This is a genomic window from Aeromonas popoffii (assembly GCF_037818705.1).
GTDB lineage: Bacteria > Pseudomonadota > Gammaproteobacteria > Enterobacterales > Aeromonadaceae > Aeromonas > Aeromonas popoffii.
Window position 1 is genome coordinate 1 of the sequence record NZ_CP149129.1, and the last position, 22,902, is coordinate 22,902.

Annotated in this window: 19 protein-coding genes and 1 pseudogene; 8 read left to right on the plus strand and 12 right to left on the minus strand. The window is 60.3% G+C overall.

The features are described from left to right. Genes dnaA through gyrB form a run of 4 tightly spaced genes read left to right on the plus strand, consistent with a single transcriptional unit; the run spans nt 1 to nt 6,010 of the window. Nucleotides 1-1,371 (plus strand): chromosomal replication initiator protein DnaA, encoded by a 1,371-nt coding sequence (gene dnaA, locus WJM78_RS00005; protein ID WP_043135284.1) that lies wholly within the window; start codon nt 1-3, stop codon nt 1,369-1,371. Between the two features lie 18 nt (nt 1,372-1,389). Next, complete coding sequence (gene dnaN, locus WJM78_RS00010; RefSeq protein WP_005319542.1) at nt 1,390-2,493, plus strand: DNA polymerase III subunit beta; 1,104 nt, start codon at nt 1,390-1,392, stop codon at nt 2,491-2,493. Between the two features lie 2 nt (nt 2,494-2,495). Continuing rightward, the gene (recF, locus tag WJM78_RS00015; protein ID WP_339012412.1) at nt 2,496-3,599 is read left to right on the plus strand and encodes a DNA replication/repair protein RecF; all 1,104 of its coding nucleotides are present in this window, start codon (nt 2,496-2,498) and stop codon (nt 3,597-3,599) included. Beyond that, complete coding sequence (gene gyrB, locus WJM78_RS00020; RefSeq protein WP_042037145.1) at nt 3,596-6,010, plus strand: DNA topoisomerase (ATP-hydrolyzing) subunit B; 2,415 nt, start codon at nt 3,596-3,598, stop codon at nt 6,008-6,010. The genes recF and gyrB overlap by 4 nt, the downstream gene beginning before the upstream one ends. 119 nt (nt 6,011-6,129) lie before the next feature. On the opposite strand, the gene WJM78_RS00025 is transcribed toward gyrB, so the two are convergent. The 4 genes from WJM78_RS00025 to WJM78_RS00040 form a co-directional block, all read right to left on the minus strand. Then, complete coding sequence (locus WJM78_RS00025) at nt 6,130-6,507, minus strand: VOC family protein (RefSeq protein ID WP_339015980.1); 378 nt, start codon at nt 6,505-6,507, stop codon at nt 6,130-6,132. A 69-nt stretch (nt 6,508-6,576) separates the two neighbouring features. After that, the gene (locus WJM78_RS00030; protein ID WP_275929695.1) at nt 6,577-7,281 is read right to left on the minus strand and encodes a helix-turn-helix transcriptional regulator; all 705 of its coding nucleotides are present in this window, start codon (nt 7,279-7,281) and stop codon (nt 6,577-6,579) included. A gap of 62 nt (nt 7,282-7,343) precedes the next feature. Then, entirely contained in the window at nt 7,344-7,547 is a 204-nt protein-coding gene (locus WJM78_RS00035) for a hypothetical protein (protein ID WP_339016001.1), read from the minus strand. Between the two features lie 98 nt (nt 7,548-7,645). Beyond that, complete coding sequence (locus WJM78_RS00040) at nt 7,646-8,416, minus strand: MBL fold metallo-hydrolase (RefSeq protein WP_339012417.1); 771 nt, start codon at nt 8,414-8,416, stop codon at nt 7,646-7,648. 280 nt (nt 8,417-8,696) lie between these two features. Between WJM78_RS00040 and WJM78_RS00045 the strand changes: the two genes are divergently transcribed. Both WJM78_RS00045 and WJM78_RS00050 read left to right on the plus strand, forming a co-directional pair. After that, the gene (locus WJM78_RS00045; RefSeq protein WP_042037136.1) at nt 8,697-9,110 is read left to right on the plus strand and encodes an Hsp20 family protein; all 414 of its coding nucleotides are present in this window, start codon (nt 8,697-8,699) and stop codon (nt 9,108-9,110) included. Between the two features lie 92 nt (nt 9,111-9,202). Then, nucleotides 9,203-9,640, plus strand: coding sequence for an Hsp20 family protein (locus tag WJM78_RS00050; RefSeq protein WP_339012425.1), 438 nt, complete (start codon nt 9,203-9,205; stop codon nt 9,638-9,640). 56 nt (nt 9,641-9,696) lie between these two features. On the opposite strand, the gene WJM78_RS00055 is transcribed toward WJM78_RS00050, so the two are convergent. Then, on the minus strand, nt 9,697-10,950 hold the full coding sequence (locus WJM78_RS00055; RefSeq protein WP_339012428.1) for a valine--pyruvate transaminase: 1,254 nt from the start codon (nt 10,948-10,950) through the stop codon (nt 9,697-9,699). A 292-nt stretch (nt 10,951-11,242) separates the two neighbouring features. On the opposite strand from WJM78_RS00055, the gene WJM78_RS00060 reads away from it, so the two are divergent. Next, complete coding sequence (locus tag WJM78_RS00060; RefSeq protein ID WP_339012431.1) at nt 11,243-11,476, plus strand: hypothetical protein; 234 nt, start codon at nt 11,243-11,245, stop codon at nt 11,474-11,476. Here WJM78_RS00060 and WJM78_RS00065 read toward each other — a convergent pair. After that, complete coding sequence (locus WJM78_RS00065; protein ID WP_339012434.1) at nt 11,406-12,230, minus strand: helix-turn-helix transcriptional regulator; 825 nt, start codon at nt 12,228-12,230, stop codon at nt 11,406-11,408. The genes WJM78_RS00060 and WJM78_RS00065 overlap by 71 nt on opposite strands. 92 nt (nt 12,231-12,322) lie before the next feature. Here WJM78_RS00065 and WJM78_RS00070 point away from each other — a divergent pair. Continuing rightward, nucleotides 12,323-13,449: pseudogene (locus WJM78_RS00070) on the plus strand (multidrug effflux MFS transporter). Between the two features lie 4 nt (nt 13,450-13,453). Here the strand turns inward: WJM78_RS00070 and WJM78_RS00075 are convergent. The 6 genes from WJM78_RS00075 to gorA form a co-directional block, all read right to left on the minus strand. Continuing rightward, a complete protein-coding gene (locus tag WJM78_RS00075) occupies nt 13,454-14,137 on the minus strand; it encodes a response regulator (protein WP_212514619.1) in 684 nt (227 codons plus the stop codon). A gap of 86 nt (nt 14,138-14,223) precedes the next feature. Continuing rightward, nucleotides 14,224-16,812, minus strand: coding sequence for a sensor histidine kinase KdpD (locus WJM78_RS00080; protein WP_339012437.1), 2,589 nt, complete (start codon nt 16,810-16,812; stop codon nt 14,224-14,226). Nucleotides 16,813-16,931: 119 nt separating this feature from the next. Beyond that, the gene (locus WJM78_RS00085) at nt 16,932-17,441 is read right to left on the minus strand and encodes a potassium-transporting ATPase subunit C (protein WP_042037124.1); all 510 of its coding nucleotides are present in this window, start codon (nt 17,439-17,441) and stop codon (nt 16,932-16,934) included. Nucleotides 17,442-17,501: 60 nt separating this feature from the next. After that, the gene (kdpB, locus tag WJM78_RS00090) at nt 17,502-19,559 is read right to left on the minus strand and encodes a potassium-transporting ATPase subunit KdpB (protein WP_042037123.1); all 2,058 of its coding nucleotides are present in this window, start codon (nt 19,557-19,559) and stop codon (nt 17,502-17,504) included. Next, nucleotides 19,559-21,241, minus strand: coding sequence for a potassium-transporting ATPase subunit KdpA (gene kdpA, locus WJM78_RS00095; RefSeq protein ID WP_042037122.1), 1,683 nt, complete (start codon nt 21,239-21,241; stop codon nt 19,559-19,561). Before kdpA ends, kdpB begins: the two co-directional genes overlap by 1 nt. Before the next feature lie 275 nt (nt 21,242-21,516). Continuing rightward, nucleotides 21,517-22,866, minus strand: a complete 1,350-nt coding sequence (gorA, locus tag WJM78_RS00100; RefSeq protein WP_339012444.1) for a glutathione-disulfide reductase — start codon at nt 22,864-22,866, stop codon at nt 21,517-21,519. Between the last annotated feature and the right edge of the window lie 36 nt (nt 22,867-22,902).

Here is a 22,902-nt window from a genome sequence, read left to right on the forward strand (position 1 = left end):
GTGACTGCTTCGCTATGGCAGCAGTGCCTTAACCGGCTGCAAGATGAGTTGCCCTCGGCAGAATTCAGCATGTGGATCCGGCCGCTTCAAGCGGAGTTGAGTGACAATACTCTGACCCTGTATGCACCGAATCGCTTTGTTCTGGACTGGGTACGAGACAAGTATCTCATCCGGGTTAATGGCATCATCAACGAACTCTGTGGGGTCGACGGCCCCACCCTGCGTTTTGATATAGGTAATCGTCCCCATCCTGTCGCGGTCGCAAGAGCGCCGGCGCGGGGTGCTGCGCCTGTGAATAACTTGCAGAAGAGCTGGGAAAGCAAGGCTGAAGCCAAGCCTGAGCCGAACCACAAAAGCAACACCAACGTGAACTATACCTTTGAGAACTTCGTCGAGGGTAAGTCCAACCAGTTGGCCCGTGCGGCTGCCCGTCAGGTAGCCGACAACCCGGGTGGCGCTTACAACCCGCTGTTCCTCTATGGCGGTACCGGCCTGGGCAAGACCCACCTGCTGCACGCCGTTGGCAACGCCATCAAGGAGCGCAAGAAAGACGCCAAAGTCATCTACATGCACTCCGAGCGGTTTGTGCAGGACATGGTGAAGGCGCTGCAGAATAACGCCATTGAAGAGTTCAAGCGTTATTACCGTAGCGTCGATGCCCTGCTCATCGATGACATCCAGTTCTTTGCCAACAAGGAGCGCTCCCAGGAGGAGTTCTTCCATACCTTCAATGCATTGCTCGAAGGTAACCAGCAGATCATCCTGACCTCGGATCGCTATCCGAAGGAGATCAATGGTGTCGAGGATCGCCTCAAGTCCCGCTTCGGCTGGGGCCTGACGGTGGCGATCGAGCCACCGGAGCTGGAGACCCGTGTCGCCATCCTGATGCGCAAGGCGGATGAGAACCAGATCCACCTGCCGGACGAAGTGGCCTTCTTCATTGCCAAGCGTCTGCGATCCAACGTCCGTGAACTGGAAGGCGCCCTCAACCGGGTGATCGCCAATGCCAACTTCACCGGTCGTGCCATCAACATCGATTTCGTGCGCGAAGCGCTGCGCGATCTGCTGGCGCTGCAGGAGAAGCTGGTCACCATCGACAACATTCAGAAGACGGTGGCGGAGTACTACAAGATCAAGCTGGCGGATCTGCTGTCAAAACGCCGCTCACGCTCCGTTGCCCGTCCACGCCAGCTGGCGATGGCACTGGCCAAGGAGCTGACCAACCACAGTTTGCCGGAGATAGGTGATGCCTTTGGTGGCCGTGACCACACTACCGTTCTTCATGCCTGCCGCAAGATCGAGCAGCTGAAGGAGGAGAGCCACGACATCAAGGAAGACTATTCCAACCTGATCCGAACCCTTTCCTCCTGATAAGAACGGAGAGCACAGATGCAGCTCGAAATTAGCCGTGAGGCCCTGTTACGTCCTCTGCAACTGGTGTCCGGTGCCCTGGGTGGCCGGCCGACCCTGCCGATCCTTGGCAATGTGCTGCTTGATGTCAGCCAGGGTCTGCTGTCGCTGACCGGGACTGACCTGGAAGTTGAGATGATAGGTCAGGTCTATCTCAATAATGAGAGCCAGGATGGCCGCACCACAGTGCCGGCGCGCAAGCTGCTGGATATCTGTCGCGGCCTGCCGGAAGGGGCGGACATCCGCCTCAACACCGAAGGCGAGCGCCTGATCATCCGTTCCGGTCGTTCTCGTTTCAACCTGTCGACTCTACCGGCCAGCGAATACCCGAATATCGAGGATTGGGAATCCGTGCTCGAATTCGACATCGGCCAGCTGGAGCTGAAGAAGCTGATCGATGCCACCCAGTTCTCCATGGCCAGCCAGGACGTGCGTTACTACCTGAACGGCATGCTGTTCGAGAGCGAGGGCCACGGCCTGCGCACCGTGGCGACTGATGGCCACCGTTTGGCGACCTGCCGTCGCGAGGTAGTGGAAGAATCGCTGCCCGATCATCAGGTTATCCTGCCCCGTAAAGGTGTGCTGGAGCTGGTGCGTCTGCTGGAAGCGGAAGACAAGCCGGTACGGCTGCAGATCGGTCGCAGCAACCTGCGCGCTGCGCTGGACGGCTTCATCTTCACTTCCAAGCTGGTGGATGGCCGATTCCCGGATTGGCGCCGGGTTATCCCGCGCAACAGCGACAAGGCCCTGATCGCCGGTCGTGAGGATCTGCGTCAGGCATTTGCCCGTGCGGCCATCCTCTCCAACGAGAAATTCCGTGGAGTGCGTCTCAATCTGCAGGAAAACCTGCTGCGCATTACCGCCAACAATCCGGAACAGGAAGAAGCCGAAGAGCTGCTTGACGTACAATACGAGGCCAGCGAGATGGAGATAGGTTTCAACGTCTCTTATGTGCTGGACGTGCTGAATACGTTAAAATGTGACCAAATTCGGATTAGCCTGAGCGATTCCATCAGCAGTGCCATTATTGAGGATTTTGATCATCAGGATGCTCAGTATGTGGTGATGCCGATGCGGATCTAGTCGTGGCCCTGGTCAAACTCCAGCTCAGCGACTTTCGCAATATCCAGCAGGCCAGTCTCAAGCTGTCCCCCGGCCTCAACATCCTGGTAGGGTGCAATGGCAGTGGCAAGACCAGCGTGCTGGAAGCCATTCACTACCTTGGCCTTGGTCGCTCCTTTCGTACTCACCTGACCGGGCGGGTCATCCGCCAAGGGGAGCGGGCCTTTACCCTGTTTGCCCAGTGCGAACTGGAGGGGCGTCAGGTACCCATTGGACTCGCCAAGGACAAGAGTGGCGAGACCCAGCTCAAGATCGCCGGGGCCCAGGCCCAGCGACTGGCCGATCTGGCCGAGCTGTTGCCGGTGCAGTTGATCCATCCTGATGGCTTCAACCTGCTGACGGGCGGTCCCCAGGCTCGCCGGGCCTGGCTGGATTGGGGGGTCTTCCATCAGGAACCGACCTTTTTCTCCCTGTGGGGACGAGTGCGGCGGTTGTTGAAACAGCGCAACGCCCTGCTGCGTCAGAGTACCCAGTATCGCCAGCTGGCGTTCTGGGATCAGGAGCTGGTGCGGCTCGGGGGGGAACTGGCCATGTTCCGTGCGAGCTATTGTCAGGCCATTACGCCCCTGATCAAGGAGATGACGGCAGATTTTCTGCCGGAATTCGACATCAGTCTCGGTTTCTATCGGGGCTGGGAGAAAGAGACTCCCCTCGGCGACTTGCTGGAGGCGGGGTTTGAGCGGGATCGTTCGCTGGGTTACACAGGGGTAGGCCCACAGAAGGCTGATGTGCGACTCAAGGCGAATGGTGTGCCCGCTCAGGATATTTTGTCCAGGGGTCAGCTGAAGTTGTTGGTCTGTGCCATGCGACTGGCCCAAGGGCTCTATTTGAATCAACATAGCAGCCGTGGCTGTATTTTTTTAATTGACGATTTTGCCTCTGAACTGGATGTCGACAAGCGCCGCTTGCTGGCCGCAAGGCTGAAGCAGTGTGCGTCCCAGGTGTTTATCACCGCCATCGATACCGGTCAGCTCGCAGACATGATGGATGCGAATGACTGCAAGTTGTTCCACGTGGAACAAGGCAAGATCTCCGAAACGTTAGAGAAGGCAGAGAGTAAGCTATGAGTGAAAATACTTACGACTCCTCGAATATCAAGGTACTGAAGGGCCTGGATGCGGTCCGCAAGCGCCCGGGGATGTACATCGGCGATACGGATGATGGCTCAGGTCTGCACCACATGGTGTTTGAGGTCGTCGATAACTCCATTGACGAGGCTCTTGCTGGCTACTGCTCCGATATTCTGGTCAAGATCCATTCCGACGGTTCCGTTTCCGTGCGTGACAACGGCCGGGGTATCCCGGTAGACATGCACGAAGAGGAGGGCCGCTCCGCCGCAGAGGTCATCATGACCGTGCTGCACGCTGGCGGTAAGTTCGATGACAACTCCTACAAGGTGTCAGGTGGCCTGCACGGCGTGGGCGTCTCAGTGGTTAACGCCCTCTCTGACAAGCTGTTGCTGACCATTCGTCGCAACGGCCATGTCTACGAGCAGACCTATCACCTGGGTGAGCCGCAGGCGCCGCTCAAGCAGATTGGCGACAGCAGCAGTGGCACGGGTACCGAGGTGCGCTTCTGGCCGAGCCCGACCATCTTTACCGATACCCTGTATCACTACGAGATCCTGGCCAAGCGTCTGCGCGAGCTCTCCTTCCTTAACTCCGGTGTTTCCATCCGTCTGCAGGACGAGCGGGATGGCCGCGAGGTGCATTTCTGCTACGAGGGCGGTATCAAGGCCTTCGTGGAATACCTGAACCAGAACAAGACCCCGATCCACCCCAAGGTGTTCCACTTTTCCATAGAGCAGGACGGCATCGGCGTCGAAGTCGCCATGCAGTGGAACGATGCCTATCAGGAAGGGGTTTACTGCTTTACCAACAATATCCCGCAGCGGGATGGTGGTACTCACCTGGTAGGGTTCCGGACCGCGCTGACCCGCACCCTCAACACCTATATGGACAAAGAGGATTACAGCAAGAAGGCCAAGTCGGCCGCCAGCGGCGACGACGTGCGTGAAGGTCTGATTGCGGTCATCTCGGTCAAGGTACCGGATCCCAAGTTCTCCTCCCAGACTAAGGACAAGCTGGTCTCTTCCGAAGTGAAGACTGCGGTTGAACAGGCGATGGGCGAGAAGCTTGGCGAGTTCCTGCTGGAAAACCCGGGCGATGCCAAGATTGTGGTCAACAAGATCATCGATGCGGCCCGTGCCCGTGAAGCGGCCCGCAAGGCGCGCGAGCTGACGCGCCGCAAGGGTGCGCTGGACATCGCCGGCCTGCCCGGCAAGCTGGCAGACTGCCAGGAGAAAGACCCGGCCCTCTCCGAACTCTACATAGTGGAAGGGGACTCTGCTGGCGGCTCCGCCAAGCAGGGTCGCAACCGCAAGAACCAGGCTATTCTGCCGCTCAAGGGCAAGATCCTGAACGTGGAGAAGGCCCGTTTCGACAAGATGATCTCCTCGCAAGAGGTGGGCACCCTGATCACCGCCCTGGGCTGCGGCATCGGTCGTGACGAGTACAATCCGGACAAGCTGCGTTACCACAACATCATCATCATGACGGATGCGGACGTCGATGGTGCGCACATCCGTACCCTGTTGCTTACCTTCTTCTATCGTCAGATGCCGGAGATCATCGAGCGTGGCTACATCTACATAGCCCAGCCGCCGTTGTACAAGGTCAAGAAGGGCAAGCAGGAGCAGTATCTGAAAGATGAAGATGCACTGCTGCAGTACCAGACCGCCATGGCGCTGGATGGTGCAACCCTGCACGTCAACGAGTCTGCCCCGGCCATCGGTGGCGAGGCGCTGGAGCGTCTGGTCAACCAGCACCGTGCCGTGTCTCACCTGATCACCCGTATGTCCCGTCGGGCGCCGGATGCCGTATTGACCCAGCTGATCTATCAGCCTGAGTTGAACGAAACCCTGCTGGCCAGCGAGAGCGACTTGCTGGCCTGGTGTCAGGGCATGGAGGCCGTGCTCAACGAGAGCAACCATGGTATCCAGTACCAGATCCAGGTGCGTCGTGACGAAGAGCGTCGTCTGTTCGTCCCCCATGCCGTGGTGCGTCAGCACGGGGTCGACCGTGAATACGCGATCAGCTACGACTTCCTGCAGTCAGGTGAGTACCGTCAGCTTGTTTCACTTGGCAAGGAGATCGCCAACCTGATCGAGGAAGGCGGTTTCATCAAGCGTGGCGAGAAGGTCAAGCCGGTTGCCAACTTCGTGGAAGCGGTCGACTGGCTGATGGGCGAAGGCAAGCGCGGCATCTACATCCAGCGCTATAAAGGGCTGGGCGAGATGAACCCGGACCAGCTGTGGGAAACCACCATGGATCCGGAAGCGCGTCGCATGCTGCGCGTCACCATAGACGATGCCGTCGGTGCCGACCAGCTCTTCTCCACCCTGATGGGTGATGCAGTAGAGCCCCGTCGTGACTTTATCGAGACCAACGCCCTGCGGGTCGCCAACCTCGACGTCTAATCGACGCAGTCAGACAGCAAAAAGCCGCTCCTTGTGAGCGGCTTTTCTCGTTTTCAGGGGCGGGGAAATCGTACGTTTCACGTGAAACGTGAAACCGCCTTGGTGTTGATGATACCGACTTAGCCCAGTTCCGGAGCCAGGCAGTAGAGGCGCAGGCGATGACCATCGGGGTCAAGCGCCATGCCGGTATAGCCAAACTCCATTCGGCTCGGCTGCTGGATGATGGTCAGGCCGCGCGCCTGCCATTCGGCCAAGCCAGTATCAACACTGGCTTCATCTGGCAGCGGGAAGGCCAGCTCCATGGCACCAGCACTCTGGGTAACGGCGGGCGCGACCGTGGCACTGGACCAGAGCGCCAGTTTTGCCCCCGATTCGAATACGAACATGGCAAAGGTAGGGGATTCTTCTACTGGCGGACGACCAAACAGCTCGCGATAGAAGAGGGCGCTGAGAGCCGGATTGGCGACATAGAGAATGGTGAATGGCGGGACTAACAACATGGTGACGCTCCTTGATTCGGGGAGGGCGCATCTGCGCCGACCCCGTCAGCATGGCGCTACCTGCTGTCAGTTTCTGTCAGCAATGAATGTTGGTTGCGGGATCTGCTGGGCGGCGCGCCACTCCTTGAGCAAGATAGCCCTGCTCCTGGGATAGCCTGTCTGCTCCAGTGTCAGCTGGCTGATGCGGTCCACCCGGAAGTGGCGAAAATCCTGCCGTAGTTCGCACCAGGCCACCAGTACCCGCACCTGCTCGAAGTAGCCAAGGGCAAATGGCCAGACGGTGCGCTCGGAACTCGCTTCCCTCAGGTCGCGGTAGCTCAGGGTTATCTTGCGCTGCTGACGAATGGCACTGCGCAGGGGGGCTTCATCGGTGCAGGCGTCGTGGCGGGATGAGCCGATCAGCAGGGTATTGGCGTGGAGCTGCTGGCGGTACTCGTCGGGCAGCACGGCCTCTATCTTGGCCAGCGCACTGCGGGCACCGGCACTCAGGGCGCTGTCGGTATGTTCGGCCACCCAGCGGGAACCCAGCACCAGCGCTTCCAGCTCCTCTTCACTGAACATCAGCGGTGGCAGCATGAAGCCGGGGCGCAGCACATACCCGATACCCGGCTCACCCTCGATATGGGCACCTTGCGCCTGCAGGGTCGCCATGTCCCGGTAGAGGGTGCGCAGGCTAATGCCAAGCTGGCTGGCCAGCTCTGTGCCGGTGATGGCGTAACGGTGGCCGCGCAGCAGCTGGAGCAGGGCCAGCAGGCGTTCGGAACGGGACATGGTGTGACTCCTCGGGATCTCTGGTTAGCCTGCCATAGCGGGGTGAGCGGGTACAGCGGGCGTCATAAAGGGTTGTGGCCGTGAAAAGCGCGTCGCCACTCGCTGGGGGAGATGGCAAAACAGGCCCGGAAGTGATTGCGCAGGGCGGTGGCACTCTTGAAGCCGACCAGCTCGGCCAGGATATTGCCGAAGATAAGGCAGGGGATGGCGCAGTGAAAAGGGCTGAAGTGATCGAAGGTCACCACGGCAACGATCGGGGTGGTCATGGTGTTGGCTCCTCTCTGCGCGCAGACCCCTCATCATAAGCGTTCGGCAGTGAAAGCCGAAGGGCCATGTCTGGCATGGCCCTCCGCCCTCTTGCGGATCACAGCGATATCACCTCGCCATCTTGTGGCACCCGTACCCGATCCATCATGCTCTGTTTCGCCAGATAGTCGCGCAGCTCCTTGCGTGACAGCAGGGCGTGGTTGACTGCCTCCATATGGCTGGCGATCAGCGTGGCTTGCGGTGCGGCCTGATAAACGGCGGCGACATCCTCCTTGCCCATGATGATGGAACCGAGCCCCGGCACCTGGGCATCGCCGCAGTTGAGGATGATCACCTTAGGCCCGTGTAGCCGCAGGCTCTGTGCGACCATCTCGTTCCAGACGGTATCACCCGCCAGATAGAGGGTTTTCTCTTGCGGGTGGGAGAAGACCACACCGCACACCTCACCCAGCCGCTCGGCCAACACAGCCATGACCTGATCGTTGCCGTGTTGCCCCTCGGTCTGTTGCAGGAGGATGCCGGCAAATTCGGCCTGCTCGCTCAGCAGGCGCACATCTGTAAAACCGCTGGCGCTGATGGTGTCGGCATCTTTCTGATGTTGTACAAACAGCGGCAGATGCTTGGGGAGCTGCTGCTGAGCGACCGGGTCCCAGTGGTCCAGGTGATCGTGGGTGACGATCACCGCATCCACATCGAGTATCTCCGCCAGGGATAGAGGCAGCTCGACCAGCGGGTTGCGCAGGTGGCTGTTGGCTGTTCCGGCGAAGGCGGGCAGTGTGCCCTTCGCTGCCAGCATGGGGTCGATCAGAAAGCGGGTGCCGGCGTAGTTGATCAGCAGGGTAGCGTTGCGAACCTGGGTAATTTGCATTGTGTAGCTCCGTGATAGCGGCGAGGTGTGCAACCAGTATGACGGGGGATGCGGGGAGCCATGAGTGGCCCGCGGGTCGATTATCGATCCTATCGGGCCAGCTGAACGATACGATTGTGTGCTGGACAAACTCGAAAAATTTCTTTGATTCTCGCCCTTGAAAGCAAAAAGCCGGACCCTATATAGGTAACAAGGCCGGAACGCTCGACAGAGGTTTCGACCATACGCCCGTCCGACAGGAGGGCAAACCATCCGTTATCGCTCATAAGAGGGTAATACTATGCGTTCTATCGACTTTTCTCCGCTCTATCGTTCTGCCATCGGTTTCGATCGTCTGGCCAATCTCATCGAGTCTGCGGCCAGCAATGGCAATGCCGGATATCCCCCCTACAACATCGAGCAGCTGGGTGACAGCGACTACCGCATCAGCATGGCGGTGGCGGGTTTTACCCAGGAAGAGCTGGAGCTGAGCTTCCAGGAAAATCTGCTGACGGTGAAGGGTAACAAGCAGGCTGAGACCGACCGCAACTATCTGTATCAGGGCATAGCCGAACGGGGTTTCGAGCGCCGCTTCCAGCTGGCCGACTATGTGCGGGTAAAAGGTGCCGACCTGAAAAACGGCTTGCTGCATATCGAGCTGGTGCGTGAAGTGCCCGAGGCGATGAAGCCGCGCAAGATCGAGATCAACGGCTGATAGCCCGAATTCACTGCGATTTTCAAATTTCCCGGGTGCCGATGACGGGCCTGTGGAGAACCAAACCTGTTGCTTGTTAGAAGGATAGGATTATGCGTAACCTCGATTTTTCTCATCTCCATTCCAATGCCGTCGGCTTCGAGCGGATGGCCCGTGAGCTGGAAGGTCTGTTCGATCAGAAGACCGCCGCTTACCCCCCTTACAACATTGAAAAGCGCGATCACGACGGCTATTGCATCACGGTCGCGGTGGCCGGTTTCGAGCGCGAAGAGCTGGAGCTGGAAACCGAAAACGGCACCCTCAAGGTGAAGGGGCGCAAGGCAGCTGCCGGTGAGCGTCAGTTCCTCCATCAGGGTATTGCCGAGCGCGACTTCGAGCTCGCCTTCAAGCTGAGTCAGCACGTTGAGGTGCAGGGGGCCAAGCTCGAGCATGGTCTGCTGACCATAGATCTGGCACGCGAACTGCCGGAGGCGCTCAAGCCTCGCGCCATCCCCATCGGCAAAGCCGAGCCACTGGCGCTACCAAACTAAGCCATGGGAAATGAAAAGGCCTGCGATTGCAGGCCTTTTTGTTTTTGGCTCGCAGGTTAGTTGCTGCCGTAGAGGTCGTTGATCTCGTCCGCCAGTATGGCGATGCCACGGCGCACCAGCTCCTCGCTCTGGGAGTAGTTGAGGCGTATGCACTCCTGGCTGTGGCGCCACTCGGGGTCGTCGATGCCGGGGAAGAAGTAGTGACCCGGCACTATCAGCAGGTTCTTCGCTTTCAGTCGCTCGTAAAGCTCCTGACAGTGAATGGGCAGGTCTTCGAACCAGAGCCAGAGGAAGAGGGCGCCTTCCGGCTTGTGGATGTGGAAGCGCGGATCCGGTATCGCCTCACGCAGCAGCTGCACCACCAGCTCGGCCTTCTGCCGGTAGAAGGGTTTCACTACCTGCTCGCTCAGGGCGATGATCTCGCCGCTCTCGATCATGGGGATGGTAATGGCTGGCCCCAGGCTGCCCGGCGCCAGGTTGATGATGCCGCTCAGGTTGGTGATGGCCTGGATGATCTTCTCATCGGCGATGACGATGCCGCAGCGGGTGCCCGGCAAGCCCAGCTTGGAGAGGCTCATGCAGAGGATGGTGTTGGCGTTCCAGAACGGCTTGGCTTCGCTGAAGATGATGCCCGGGAAGGGCACGCCGTAGGCGTTGTCGATCAGCAGCGGAATGCCCTTGTCGCGAGCGATCTGATCCAGGTGCTCTATCTCGTCATCGGTCAGCACGTTGCCAGTCGGGTTGGTTGGACGGGAGACGCAGATCACCCCGATATCGTCGCCCACCTGCAGGCTTTCGAAATCCACATGGTATTTGAACTGGCCATCGGGCAGCTTCTCCATGGTGGGTTTGTACGCCACGAAGTAGTCATCGGTGAGGGCAGAGTCGGCGTAGCCGATATATTCCGGGGCCAGCGGGAACAGCACTTTCTTCTTGCGGCCATCGGCGAACTCGCCAGCCAGCAGGTTGAACAGATAGAAGAAGGCATTCTGGCTGCCGTTGGTCAGCGCGATATTTCGGGCCGAAATATCCCAACCCAGCTCTTTGCTGAGCAGGGCTGCCAGCGCCTTGGTGAACCTGTCCTTGCCTTGGGGGCCGTCGTAGTTGGCCATGGCTTTGACCAGTTCACCATTGTCGAGCAGGGTTTTGGCCTCGGCCTGAAAGCGCTCCAGCATGGCGGGGATGGGGGCCGGATTACCGCCACCCAGCATGATGGCGTCCGGATTGGTCAGCCCCTGATTGAGGTCATCCATGAGTTGGGTAATACCGGCGTGGCGAGTGAACTTCTCGCCGAACAAGGAAAATTCCATTCGGTGACGGATCCAGAGTCAGTTACGGGGATGTAGCACCATAGCTCAGTTTAAAAGCGGGTGTCGATCAAAAAAACGGGACGTTCCACGTGGAACAGGGCCAAAAATTTAAGCGTGGTTAAAAGCACCAACTGTTGGTTTTAAAATGACCGAGCAGGATGCATTTTGCGACTCATTTTGGTATCGATAGAGGGTAAATTTAAACAAAATCATCATGTTATATGTTTTTTGAGGGTTGGCACAACAATTGGAATAGCTAGCTGGTCATCTCAACCACACCGGAGCAAACCAGATGAAAACCCTGATAGCCACCCTGATTGTGAGTGCCCTGAGCCTGAACGTGATGGCCAACGACAACCCGAGACCCGAGCTGGAGAGTGCCAAGCTGGAGCAAGATGTGCAGAGCGAGCTGCAGCAGGCATCCCATGCCGTGGTGCAGGATGCGCTGCACAACCTCAAGCCGCTGGCGCTGGATACCCTGATGGTGGAGGCGAGTCAGGCGGTGGCGACTCACCCCGAGAGCTGAGATAGCGCAGGGGAGTCTGCCCCGTATGTTGTTTGAAGAAGCTGATGAAGGCGCTGTCGCTGGAGAACTCCAGCGCAGCGGCAATCCGGCTGATGGGCTCGCTTTCTGCCAGCAACTCCATGGCGCGCAACAGCCGCCACTGCTGACGCCATGCCTGATAGCTCATGCCGGTCTCCCGTATGAAGATGCGGCCAATGGTCTTGTCACTGGCACCCACCCGTTCGGCCAGCCGGTTGAGCCGCTCGGGCAGGGCATCTCCCCGTTTCAACTGCTGTAGCCAGCCGCCCAGTCTGGGATCTGTCGGTAGCGGCAACTGCCACGATTCTCGCGGCGCCAGCCCCAACTCCTCCATAAACAGCGCCACTGTTCGCTGCTGCTCTGCTTGCGGTGTGTCCCACGGCCAGAGCGCCATCCGCTCGATCAGTTCGTGCAGCAGCGGATTGACCGCCAGCACCTCCACCGTGCCGGGCAACTCGGGGTACGGCTGGAAATAGAGGGAGCGGTAGGCCACCACACCACGCATCAATATCCGGTGGGCGGTGCCCGCTGGCAGCCAGGCGGCGCGGGTGGGTGGCAGCAGGCAGACCCGACCTTCCAGCTCCATTGTCATGCAGCCGGATTGGGCAAACAGCAGCTGATGGCGTTGATGCTGATGCAGGCCCGAGTCGTGCCAACCGAGCGCGGAGGCAATGCCGATCACGCTGCCCGTCAGCTGATCAGGGTCAAAAGGGTGATCGGGAAGAATAAAGGCCATATGTCCGATTTTTGATGTTTATAGTCCTGCTTATTGTAATCAGACAATCGGCATCTCTCTAGAATGGCGACCTCTTGTGAAGGAGGTTTGTCATGAACAACAAGTTGCCACCGCTCTGGCTGGTGGTGGGATTGATGATGTTTCCCCAGATCGTGGAGACCATCTACAGCCCGGTACTGACCCAGATCGCTACCCAGTTTCGGGTGAGCGACGGACAGGCATCCCAGACCTTGTCGGTCTATTTTCTGGCGTTTGCGGTGGGGGTGGTCTGCTGGGGACGGCTCTGCGATCTGATCGGGCGGCGTCCCGCCATGCTGGCGGGTCTGCTCACCTATGGCGTTGGCACCTTGCTGGCGCTGCTGGCCAACCAGTTTGAAACCCTGTTACTGGCCCGTGTCATCTCGGCCTTTGGCGCTGCAGTGGGATCTGTGGTGACCCAGACCATGCTGCGCGACTGCTATCAGGGGAGCGAGCTGGCGCGGGTCTTCTCGGTGATGGGCATAGCGCTCTCCCTGAGCCCTGTGCTGGGGCTGGTGAGCGGCGGCTTGTTGGCCGAGCAGTTGGCTATCTCGGTGTCTTCAGTGGCTTGCTGTTGCTGGCCCTGATACTGGGGGGGATCGCCCGTTGGCGGCTGCCGGAAACCCGTCCTGTGATAACCACTCGGGTTGCCCTCTGGCCATTGGCGTGTCGCATGGTGCGGGATGGCGGACTATGGTGCTGCGCTGTGCTGGTCGCCCTGTTCAATACCATGCTGTTTGGTTACTACAGCCTGGCCCCCTTCCTGTTTGCCGAATTGGGATTGAATGCCCGTGAGTTTGGCTATTCCGGCCTGGTGTTGGCGCTGGCGACTCTGATCGGCAGCCTGCTGAACAAGCATCTGCTGGGGAAAGGTTGGCAGCCGTCATCTCTGGTCAGGCTGGCTTGCGTGCTGGCGCTGGTTGCCGGGCTGCTGGTCTGGACGAGTCAGGATTCGCTTTGGTTCCTGCTGCCCATGATGGGCGTCGTCGTGGCTTTTGGGATTGCCATCCCCAATGTGTTGAGTCAGGCCTTGCTGGGCTATCGGGAGGTAGCAGGCAGCGCCGGTGCCCTGTTCGGGCTGGCCTACTACCTGCTGCTCAGCCTGGGATTGGCACTGGCGGCCACTTTGCAGGATCTGGGTATGCTGCTCCTTGGCTGTGGCCTGGTGGCCGTACTGTGCAGCGGACGGCGTTCCACGTGAAACATCAGTTACCAATAAAACGGTAGCCGATGCCGGATTCGGTTTCGATCAGACTGGGTTGTTGGGGATTATCCCCCAGTTTCTTGCGCAGGCTGGCGATGACGATGCGCAGGTAGTGGGTATCTTCCTTGTGGCTCGGTCCCCAGATGTCGTTGAGCAGCTGGGTCTGCATTACCAGCTTTCCAGGGTGGCACACCAGCGCCTGCAGCAGGGCGAACTCCTTGCGAGACAGGGGGATCTCTTCATCCCTCATGGTCACTTTGTGGCTGCTGGCGTCCAGGGTCAGGCCGCATTGGGGGAAGTGGCGACATTCACCGCTGCTGACCCCGACTCGCTGGCGCAGCAAGACGCGGATGCGGGCCATCATCTCCCCAATGCCGAACGGCTTGCTCATGTAGTCGTTGGCGCCTGCGTCCAGCAGCCGCACCTTCTCCTGCTCCGAATCCCGCGCCGACAGCACCAGTACCGGGTGCTGATGGTGCTCACGAATCGTCTGCAGAATCTGGATGCCGTCTCCGTCCGGCAGGCCGAGATCCAGGATCACCAGATCGGGATTGAGGTGGCGATATTGCTCCAGTCCCTCATTGACGCCCACCGCCTCGCTGACCTGATGCCCCTCGGCGATCAGGCTGATCCGCAGAAAGCGGCGGATCGCCGCTTCATCATCAATGACCAGGATATGAGCCATCTAGCCTCCAGAGGCGAATGTTGGGTAGGGAACATATTATGGCAGAATGAACTCGCTACAGCCCTTATGACAAAGGATGGGATCCATCATACCTCCGGTGAGTTGAGGGTGAGCGGCAGGGAGATGCGCATGCAGGTGCCGTTGCCATTGGGGCCAGAAAACGCCCAGATGCGACCGCCATGAGCCTCTATCATAGCGCGGGAAATGGCGAGGCCAAGCCCGGTGCCGCGACTGCCGCAATCACCGACCGGCTGGGTGTAGAAGAGATTGAAGATCTTGTCCCGATCCGACTCGGCGATGCCGACCCCTATGTCGATGATATCGATGATGAGATCCGGGTCTGCCAGCATTACCTTGAACTCGATGGGCGTGCCGGCTGGCGAGTAGCGGGAGGCGTTGTCGAAGATATTGACCAGCACCTGCTCGATCAGGGCGCCGTGCACATAGAGCTGGGGGATCTGCTGATCGAAGTGCACCAGCAGTTTGTGCTGGCGCCAGGAGGAGTCCAACCGCTTGCGGGCACTCTCCACCAGATCTGCCAGGTCGACCCAGTCCCGTTTCAACTGGAAGTCCGGCGAACCTATGCGGGTCATGTCCAGCAGGTTCTGCACATAGCTGTGCAGGCGGCGCGCCTCGTCCTGCACCGAATGGAGCAGTTCGCTGCGATCCTCTGCGCTTATCCGATCACCGTATTCCAGTAGGGTGCTGCCAGCCCCCATGATGGTTGCCAGCGGCGTCTTCAGATCGTGGGAAACCGACGAGAGCAGGGCTGCGCGCATCCGATCCGTCTCTGCCTGCAGCTGGCTGTCGGCCAGCCGCTCGTTGAGGTCGATCCGGGCCAGGGCGGCGCGGATGTCGGTGAGCAGGGCCTGCAACTGGTGTTCAGCCGAAGAGGCGAGCGGATTGACCAGCCGGATGCCGAGCACCAGATCATCGGTGAGATGGTGATATTGCGCCTCGGCGGCATTGAGGGTGGCTGTGTGGGCACCCGCGCTCTGCTTCTGGGCCAGGCACCAGTCGATGGCTGCCTTGTCGGTCTGTCCGGGTCTGTGCTGAGCCGATCCCGCCCTGTGCTGATAATCCTGATCGAGGGCAAAGACCGGTTGGATCAAGGCCAGAGAAATGGCCTGGGTGCCTTGCCTGAGCACCTCTTCCGGGCTGCTGGCGGTGGCCAGTCCCTGACTGAGGGAGAGCAGGGCGTTGCCGAGCTGCTGAGTCTCGCGCAGGCCGATCAGCTGTTGTCGCTGGCGGGAGGCGAGTCGTCCCGCCGTCATGCCGACGATAAGCAGCACAAACAGGGTGAGTAGATCGCTGTGGCTGGCCACGCTCAGGGAGAAGTAGGGGGCAGTGAACAGCAGATTGTGAGCGACGAAGCCCAGTACGGCCGCCAGTATGGCGGGCACCAGGCTGGTGGTAAGCGCCGTCGCCAGCACCCCCAGCACGAACAGCAGGGGCAGGGACGCGGGCGGCAGCCAGTGGGAGAGTCCCCAGGCGGTGGCCGAGGTCACCGCCATGATGGTGATGGCCAGCAGGCTCTGGCGTATGTCCTTGGGGTGGAGTGGTTGCAGTCCCAGGCCGGGTTTGCGCTTCTCTGTATCCACCAGTGTGATTTCGAGCCCCTGCGCCTGCTTGAGCAGGTGTTGGACCAGGGAACGGCGCCAGGGGGCCTTGTGGGGTTTGCCAAGCAGCAGTTGCGAGACCTGTTGCTGCTCTGCGGTTTCCAGCAGCGTATTGGCCACCGCCGGGCTGGAGAGGGTCAGCACCTTGGCACCGAGGTGAGAGGCCAGCGCCAGCGCCTGCTCCAGCTCGGCGGAGCGTTGCCCCTTGCTGTCGATGTGCACCACCAGCCAGGGCAGCTGGCGGCGCTGGGCGAAGCGGTGGCCGTAGCGTACCAGCGCCGAGCCGTGCTGATCGCCGAGGCAGACCATCAGCTTGCCCCGCAGCGGCAGCGTGGTCTTGCCCGCAGCCTGCCACTGCAACTGCAGATCCCCCTCCACGTGGCTGGCGGCGGTCTGCATCGCCAGCTCGCGCAGGGCGGTCAGGTTGTTGAGGGAGAAGAAGGATTGCAGGGCGGCCTTGGCCTGATGGGGCACATAGACCTTGCCCTCCTTGAGCCGGCCGAGCAGCTCCTTGGGAGGCAGGTCGATCAGTATGATGCTGTCCGCCTCCAGCAGCACTTGATCCGGCAGTGTCTCCTTGACCCTGACCCCGGTCAGTTGCCACACCAGATCGTTGAGGCTCTCCAGGTGCTGCACGTTGAGGGTGGAGTAGACATCGATGCCGGCACCAAGCAACTCCTCCACATCCTGCCAGCGCTTTTCGTGACGGCTGCCCGGGGCATTGCTGTGGGCCAGCTCATCCACTACGACGATGGCGGGTTTGCGTTCGAGCAGTGCATCCAGATCCATCTCCTCGAGCCGTTGCTGGCGATGGAGATGGAGCTTGCGCGGCTGGATGGCAAGCTTGTCGAGCAGGGCCAGGGTCTCCTGACGGCCGTGGGTTTCCACCACGCCGATCAGGATGTCGACCCCTTCCCGTGCCTGTTCCCGTACTGCTTGCAGCATGGCGTAGGTCTTGCCGACGCCGGGCGCGGCGCCGAGAAAAACCTTCAGCTTGCCTTTGTGTTCCTGCTCCAGACTCGCCAGCAAGGCGTCGGCCCGCACCTCATCACGCATCCCAGGACTCCTGCTCCATGCTTGCCATCAGGGCACCAGCCTTTACCTCATCACGCATTATGATCCTTATCGAGCAACCGCTGGCTCAGTTCGAAAATGTGGGATCCCCGTCCTCTCTATCAAGCGTCCTTGTCGAGCTGCAGGTTGAGCTGGAGGATGTTGACCACTTGCGGGCCAAGGATACCAGCTTGCACTCTGGACTTGACCTGCTCCGTCAGCAAGGCGGGATCCAGCCCTCGTTGTTTGGCCACTCTTTCTACCTGAGCCAGCACGGCATCTACCGGCAGATGGGGGTCCAGGCCGGAGGCGGAGCGGGTCAGCATGGTGGGGGACTGAACATTGCCCTGCGCCTCGGCGAACTCTCTGCGCAGTGGTGAGCCCATCCCCAGATTGCTGGCACTGCCGCCAATGGTGGCGAAGTCGCTGGCGGAGGGGCGGGAGTGGAAGTACTCGGCCCGATCGAATTTCTGCGCCAGCAGGGCACTGCCGATCAGCTGTTGGTTACCGTTGGTCAGCTGGCTGCCGTTGGCCTGCCAGGGGAACATCAGCTGGGCCAGCCCGGTCACCGCCAGTGGGTAGCCGACGCCCAGCAGCAGGGTCAGGGTCAGCAGGGTTCTGATTGCTATCATGATTTTCTTGCTCCAAACAGGTTGATGGGGGGCAAGCCAGGCTTGCTCCCCGCTATAGCGTTACACCAGACCCAGGCCAGTGATGACCAGGTCGATCAGCTTGATACCAATGAAGGGCACCAGCAGACCACCGACACCGTAGATCAGCAGGTTGCGGCGCAGCAGGCTGGCGGGGGATCCCTTCAGGCTGACACCGCGCAGGGCCAGCGGCACCAGCGCCACTATGATCAGGGCGTTGAAGATGATGGCCGACAGGATGGCGCTCTGCGGGCTGCCCAGCTGCATCAGGTTCAGCGCACCCAGCTGCGGATAGGCTGCGATGAACAGGGCTGGCAGTATGGCGAAGTACTTGGCCACGTCGTTGGCGATGGAGAAGGTGGTCAGTGCCCCCCGGGTCACCAGCAACTGTTTGCCGACCAGCACCACGTCCAGCAGCTTGGTGGGGTTGGAATCCAGATCCACCAGGTTGCCCGCCTCCTTGGCGGCCTGAGTACCCTCGTTCATGGCCAGACCCACGTCGGCCTGGGCCAGCGCCGGGGCGTCGTTGGCACCGTCACCGCACATGGCGACCAGGCGGCCATCGGCCTGCTCCTGGCGGATATAGGCCAGCTTCTTCTCGGGGGTGGCTTCGGCGATGAAGTCATCCACCCCGGCCTCGGCGGCGATGGCGGCGGCTGTCAGCGGGTTGTCACCGGTGATCATCACGGTGCGGATCCCCATGTGACGCAGGATCTGGAAGCGGGCCTTGATGCCGGGCTTGATGATGTCCTTGAGGAACACAACTCCCATCAACTTCTCGTGGGTACAGACCAGCAGTGGAGTGCCGCCCTGGCGGGCGATGTTGTCGACCGACTTGAGGATCAGCTCGGGCACCGCCTTGCGCTCGAGGGAGAGATAGTTGAGCACAGCATCCACAGCCCCCTTGCGATATTGATGACCGTTGCGATCCAGCCCGCTCAACCGGGTCTCGGCGCTGAACGGGATCAGTTTGTCACTCTCCAGCTGGCTCGGCTTGGCCATGCTCTTACCTGCCAGGGTCAGGATGGACTTGCCTTCCGGCGTATTGTCCCCGAGGGAGGCCAGCATGGCCGCCTGGGCCAGCAGGGAGGGATCCACACCGGGGGCCGGGATCAGCTCGTCGGCCATGCGGTTGCCGAAGGTGATGGTGCCTGTTTTGTCCAGCAGCAGGGTACGTACATCACCGGCGGCCTCCACTGCGCGGCCCGACTTGGCAATCACGTTCAGTTTCACCAGCCGATCCATGCCGGCGATGCCGATGGCGGAGAGCAGCCCGCCTATGGTGGTCGGGATCAGGGTGATGAAGAGGGCGAGCAGGTAGATCCTGGGTACCTGGGTACCGTTGTAGTTGAGGAACCAGGGCAGGGTAGCCACCACCAGCAGGAAGATCAGGGTCAGACCCACCAGCAGGGCATCGAGCGCCATCTCGTTCGGGGTCTTCTGGCGCTTGGCTCCTTCCACCAGCGAGATCATCCGATCCAGCGTGCTCTCACCCGGATTGTTGCTGACGCGCACCCAGATCTCGTCCGAGACCACAGTGGTGTTGCCGGTCACGCCACTGCGGTCGGTACCGGATTCGCGGATGACGGGGGCGGATTCACCCGTGATGGCCGCCTCGTTCACCGAGGCAATGCCTGCCACCACTTCACCATCGGCCGGGATCATTTCACCGCTGCGTACCAGTACCAGATCACCTTTCCGCAGGCTGGTGGCGGACACCCATTCACCCTGCCCATCCTTGGCATCCGTGACCCGGCGTGCCTTGAGCTGGCTCATGCCAGCCTTCAGGCTGTCGGCCCTCGCTTTGCCGCGGCCTTCGGCCAGGGTCTCGGCGAAGTTGGCAAACCAGAGGGTCAGCCAGAGCCAGGCGGTCAGCTGCCAGGCCAGGCTGGGGGCGACCCCGGAGAAGGGTTGTCCCAGCAGCGATTCTACGGTCGCCATCACGGCAGCCAGCCAGAGGGTGAACAGTATGGGGCTGCCAAACAACGCCTTCGGATTGAAGCGATAAAGGGCTTCAATCATTGCCTGCATGACTTGCGATTTCTGTTTTTTGGCCTTCACCTTCTCGGTGCGGGCTGTCATGGAGATGGATTTGCTCATTAGAACGCTCCCTGTATCAGGCTTAGATGTTCGGCCACGGGTCCCAGTGCCAGCAGTGGCAGGAAGGAGAGGCCGCCAATCAGCAGGACTGTGATGATCAGCAAGGTAATAAACAGTGGCCCCCGGATCGGGAAGTCACCTTCACCCGTCTCCTGGCGCGGAGCGCGGGCGAGCTGGCCGGCGATGGCCAGCACCGGGATGATGTAACCGAAGCGTCCGAGCAGCATGGCCAGCGCGATGGCGATGCACTGCCAGCTATCGGCGGCGGCAAAGCCCGCGAAGGCGGAACCGTTATTGCCGGCAGCCGAGGCGTAGGCATAGATCAGCCGTGACAGGCCATGCGGGCCTTCATGACCTATGACGGTGTCGGCATTCGGCATCAGCAGGGTTACGCCACCGATCACCAATACCCCGACAGGCATCACCAGCATGCTGGCGACCACCCACTTCATCTCAGTGATGCCGAGGCGTTTGCCCAGATAGGTGGGTGTACGACCCACCATGAGGCCACACAGGAACACGGTCAGCAGCACGAACAGCATCATGCCGTAGATACCGGCACCCACGCCGCCGAACACCACTTCACCCAGCAGCATGTTGATCATGGCGACCATGCCGGCGAGGGGGGCAGCGCTGTCGTGCATGGAGTTGACCGAGCCGTTGGAGGCGGCCGTGGTCGCCACTTTCCAGATGCTGGAGAGCACGGGGCCGAAGCGGCTCTCCTTGCCTTCCCAGTTGCCCATCTGAGTGGTGAGGTGAGCGAGGTTGGGATCCGGCTTTATCTCCTGGGAGAGGGAGAGGGAAAGGCCCAGCACCAGCATGATGGTCATGGCGGTGAGGATGGCGCGACTATGGGCCACGTCCTTCACGTAGCGACCCAGCGTGCAGACCATGGCGGCGGCTATGGTGAGCAGGGCGACCATCTCCAGCCAGTTGGTCAGTGCGGTCGGGTTCTCGAACGGGTGAGCCGAGTTGATGCCGAAGAAGCCACCGCCGTTGGAGCCGAGCTGCTTGATGGCGATCTGGGACGCGGCAGGGCCCAGTGGCAGCAGCTGCTCCTGACCTTCCAGGCTGTGGAATGGCAGATAGGCCGACAGCGTCTGGGGCACGCCCTGCCATACCAGCAGCAGCGCCATGATCAGCGCCATCGGCAGCAGCACATAGAGACAGAAACGCACCAGATCCTGCCAGAAGTTGCCAAGGTTGGTGGTCTGTTGGCGGGCGATACCACGGAACAGCGCGACGGCAACGGCGGCGCCAGTGGCGGCGGAGACGAAGTTCTGGGTGGTCAGGCCTACCATCTGGCTGAAGTAGGAGAGACTGGCTTCACCGGAATAGGCTTGCCAGTTGGTGTTGGTCATAAAGCTGACCGCGGTGTTGAAGGCGAGTTGCCAGCTCATGCCCGGCATTTGCTGCGGGTTGAGGGGCAGCAGGCCTTGCGCCATCAGGATCAGGAACAGCAGGCCGAAACCGGCCCCGTTGAATGCCAGCAGGCTGAGGGCGTAGGACTTCCAGTCTTGCTCCCGTCCGTCCGTGCCGCAGCAGGCCAGGGTGGCACGCTCTATGGGCGACAGCCAGCGGCTCTGCCCCTCGAATACCCGATACAGGTAGCCGCCAAGCAGAGGTGCCGGCAGCAGGATTAGCAGCACAAAGGCCACCGGATAAATCACTTCTTGCCACATATTCAGTTCCTCACTCGTGGCTGCGTGTTAACGCACGCAACAGATAACCCAGCAGGGCGAGGACCAGCAGCAGATATAGCCAATTCATATCGACTCCATAGGTGTAATTGACGCTGAAATGGTATGTAAAACAGGCGTAAAGGCGCCATAAAGCGCCATGGGGCAGGCGTAAAATCGGCGTAAAGAACACAGGTGTTGCGAGGGAACTGGCGAGGAGGGATCAAAAAACCCGGCCTGAGCCGGGTTTGGGTGAAGGGTTATATCGTTGTATGCGTTTAGCGCATGGTCACAAACTCTTCCGCACTGGTCGGATGGATAGCCACGCAGTTGTCGAAGTCGGCCTTGGTGGCCCCCATCTTCATGGCCACGCCGAAGCCTTGCAGTATCTCGTCCATGGCAAAGCCGATGCCGTGCAGACCGACCACTTTTTCTTCCGGCCCGACGCACACCAGCTTCATCCGGGTAGGCTGGCGATGTTGGGTCAGGGCCGAATACATGGCGGTGAACTGGCTGCGGTAGACCTTCACCTGGCTCTCGCCATACTCGGCGATGGCTTCCGGTTCGGTCAGCCCTATGGTGCCTATGGGTGGGTGGCTGAACACCACGGTCGGCACCAGATCGTAGTTGAGGTGCTCGTTCGGTTTGTTGTTGAACAGCCGCTCACTGAGGCGACGGCCGGCGGCCACGGCCACCGGGGTGAGCTGGATACGGCCCGTGTTGTCACCCACCGCATAGATGTTGGCGACGGAGGTGTTCTGGAACTTGTCGCTCGGGATAAAGCCCTTCTCGTCCAGCGCGATGCCGGCGGCAGAGAGGTTGAGATTGTCGGTGGCCGGAACGCGGCCTATGGCCCAAATCAGGCAATCGACGGTCAGGTGGCGACCATCTTCCAGCTGCAGGGTCAGGCTGTCATCGGCGTTCTTGACTACCGCCTTGGGGATGGCATGGGTGTGCAGTTTAGGCCCTTCCTGCGCCATGATTTCCACCAGAGTCTCGTGGATCATGGGGTCGAAGTTGCGCAGTGGCGCGTGCTTGCGCACCACCAGATGGGTCTCGGAGCCAAGTGCCTGCATCACGCCGGCGATCTCGACCGCGATGTAGCCGGCACCGACCACGGCAACCCGCTTGGGTTGGCTTTGCAGGTCAAAGAAACCATCGGAATCTATACCCAGTTCGGCACCGGGAATGGCGGGTATTTCGGGACGACCACCGGTGGCGATCAGGATATGATCTGCGGTGTACTGCTCGCCATTGACCTCGATCGTGTTGCTATTGACGAAGCGGGCGAATCCTTTGACGACAGTGATTTGATTCTTGCCCAGCACATTCTGATAGGACTGGTGGATGCGGCCAATATAGGCCTGGCGGGACTCGACCAGTTTGGTCCAGCTGAAGTGGCTGAGTGTGGTGTCGAAGCCGTAGTCGGCACCATATTTCAGGGCATCGGCGATCTGGCCGGCATACCACATGGCCTTCTTCGGCACGCAGCCTACGTTGACGCAGGTTCCACCCAACTCTTTGGCTTCAATCAGGGCGACTTTCTTGCCGTACATGGCAGCCCGGTTGGCCGAGGCGATGCCGCCGCTGCCGCCACCGATGGCGATATAGTCAAAATGCTGTGCCATTGCGAGGTTCTCCGCTCATTAAGAATGCAATCACAG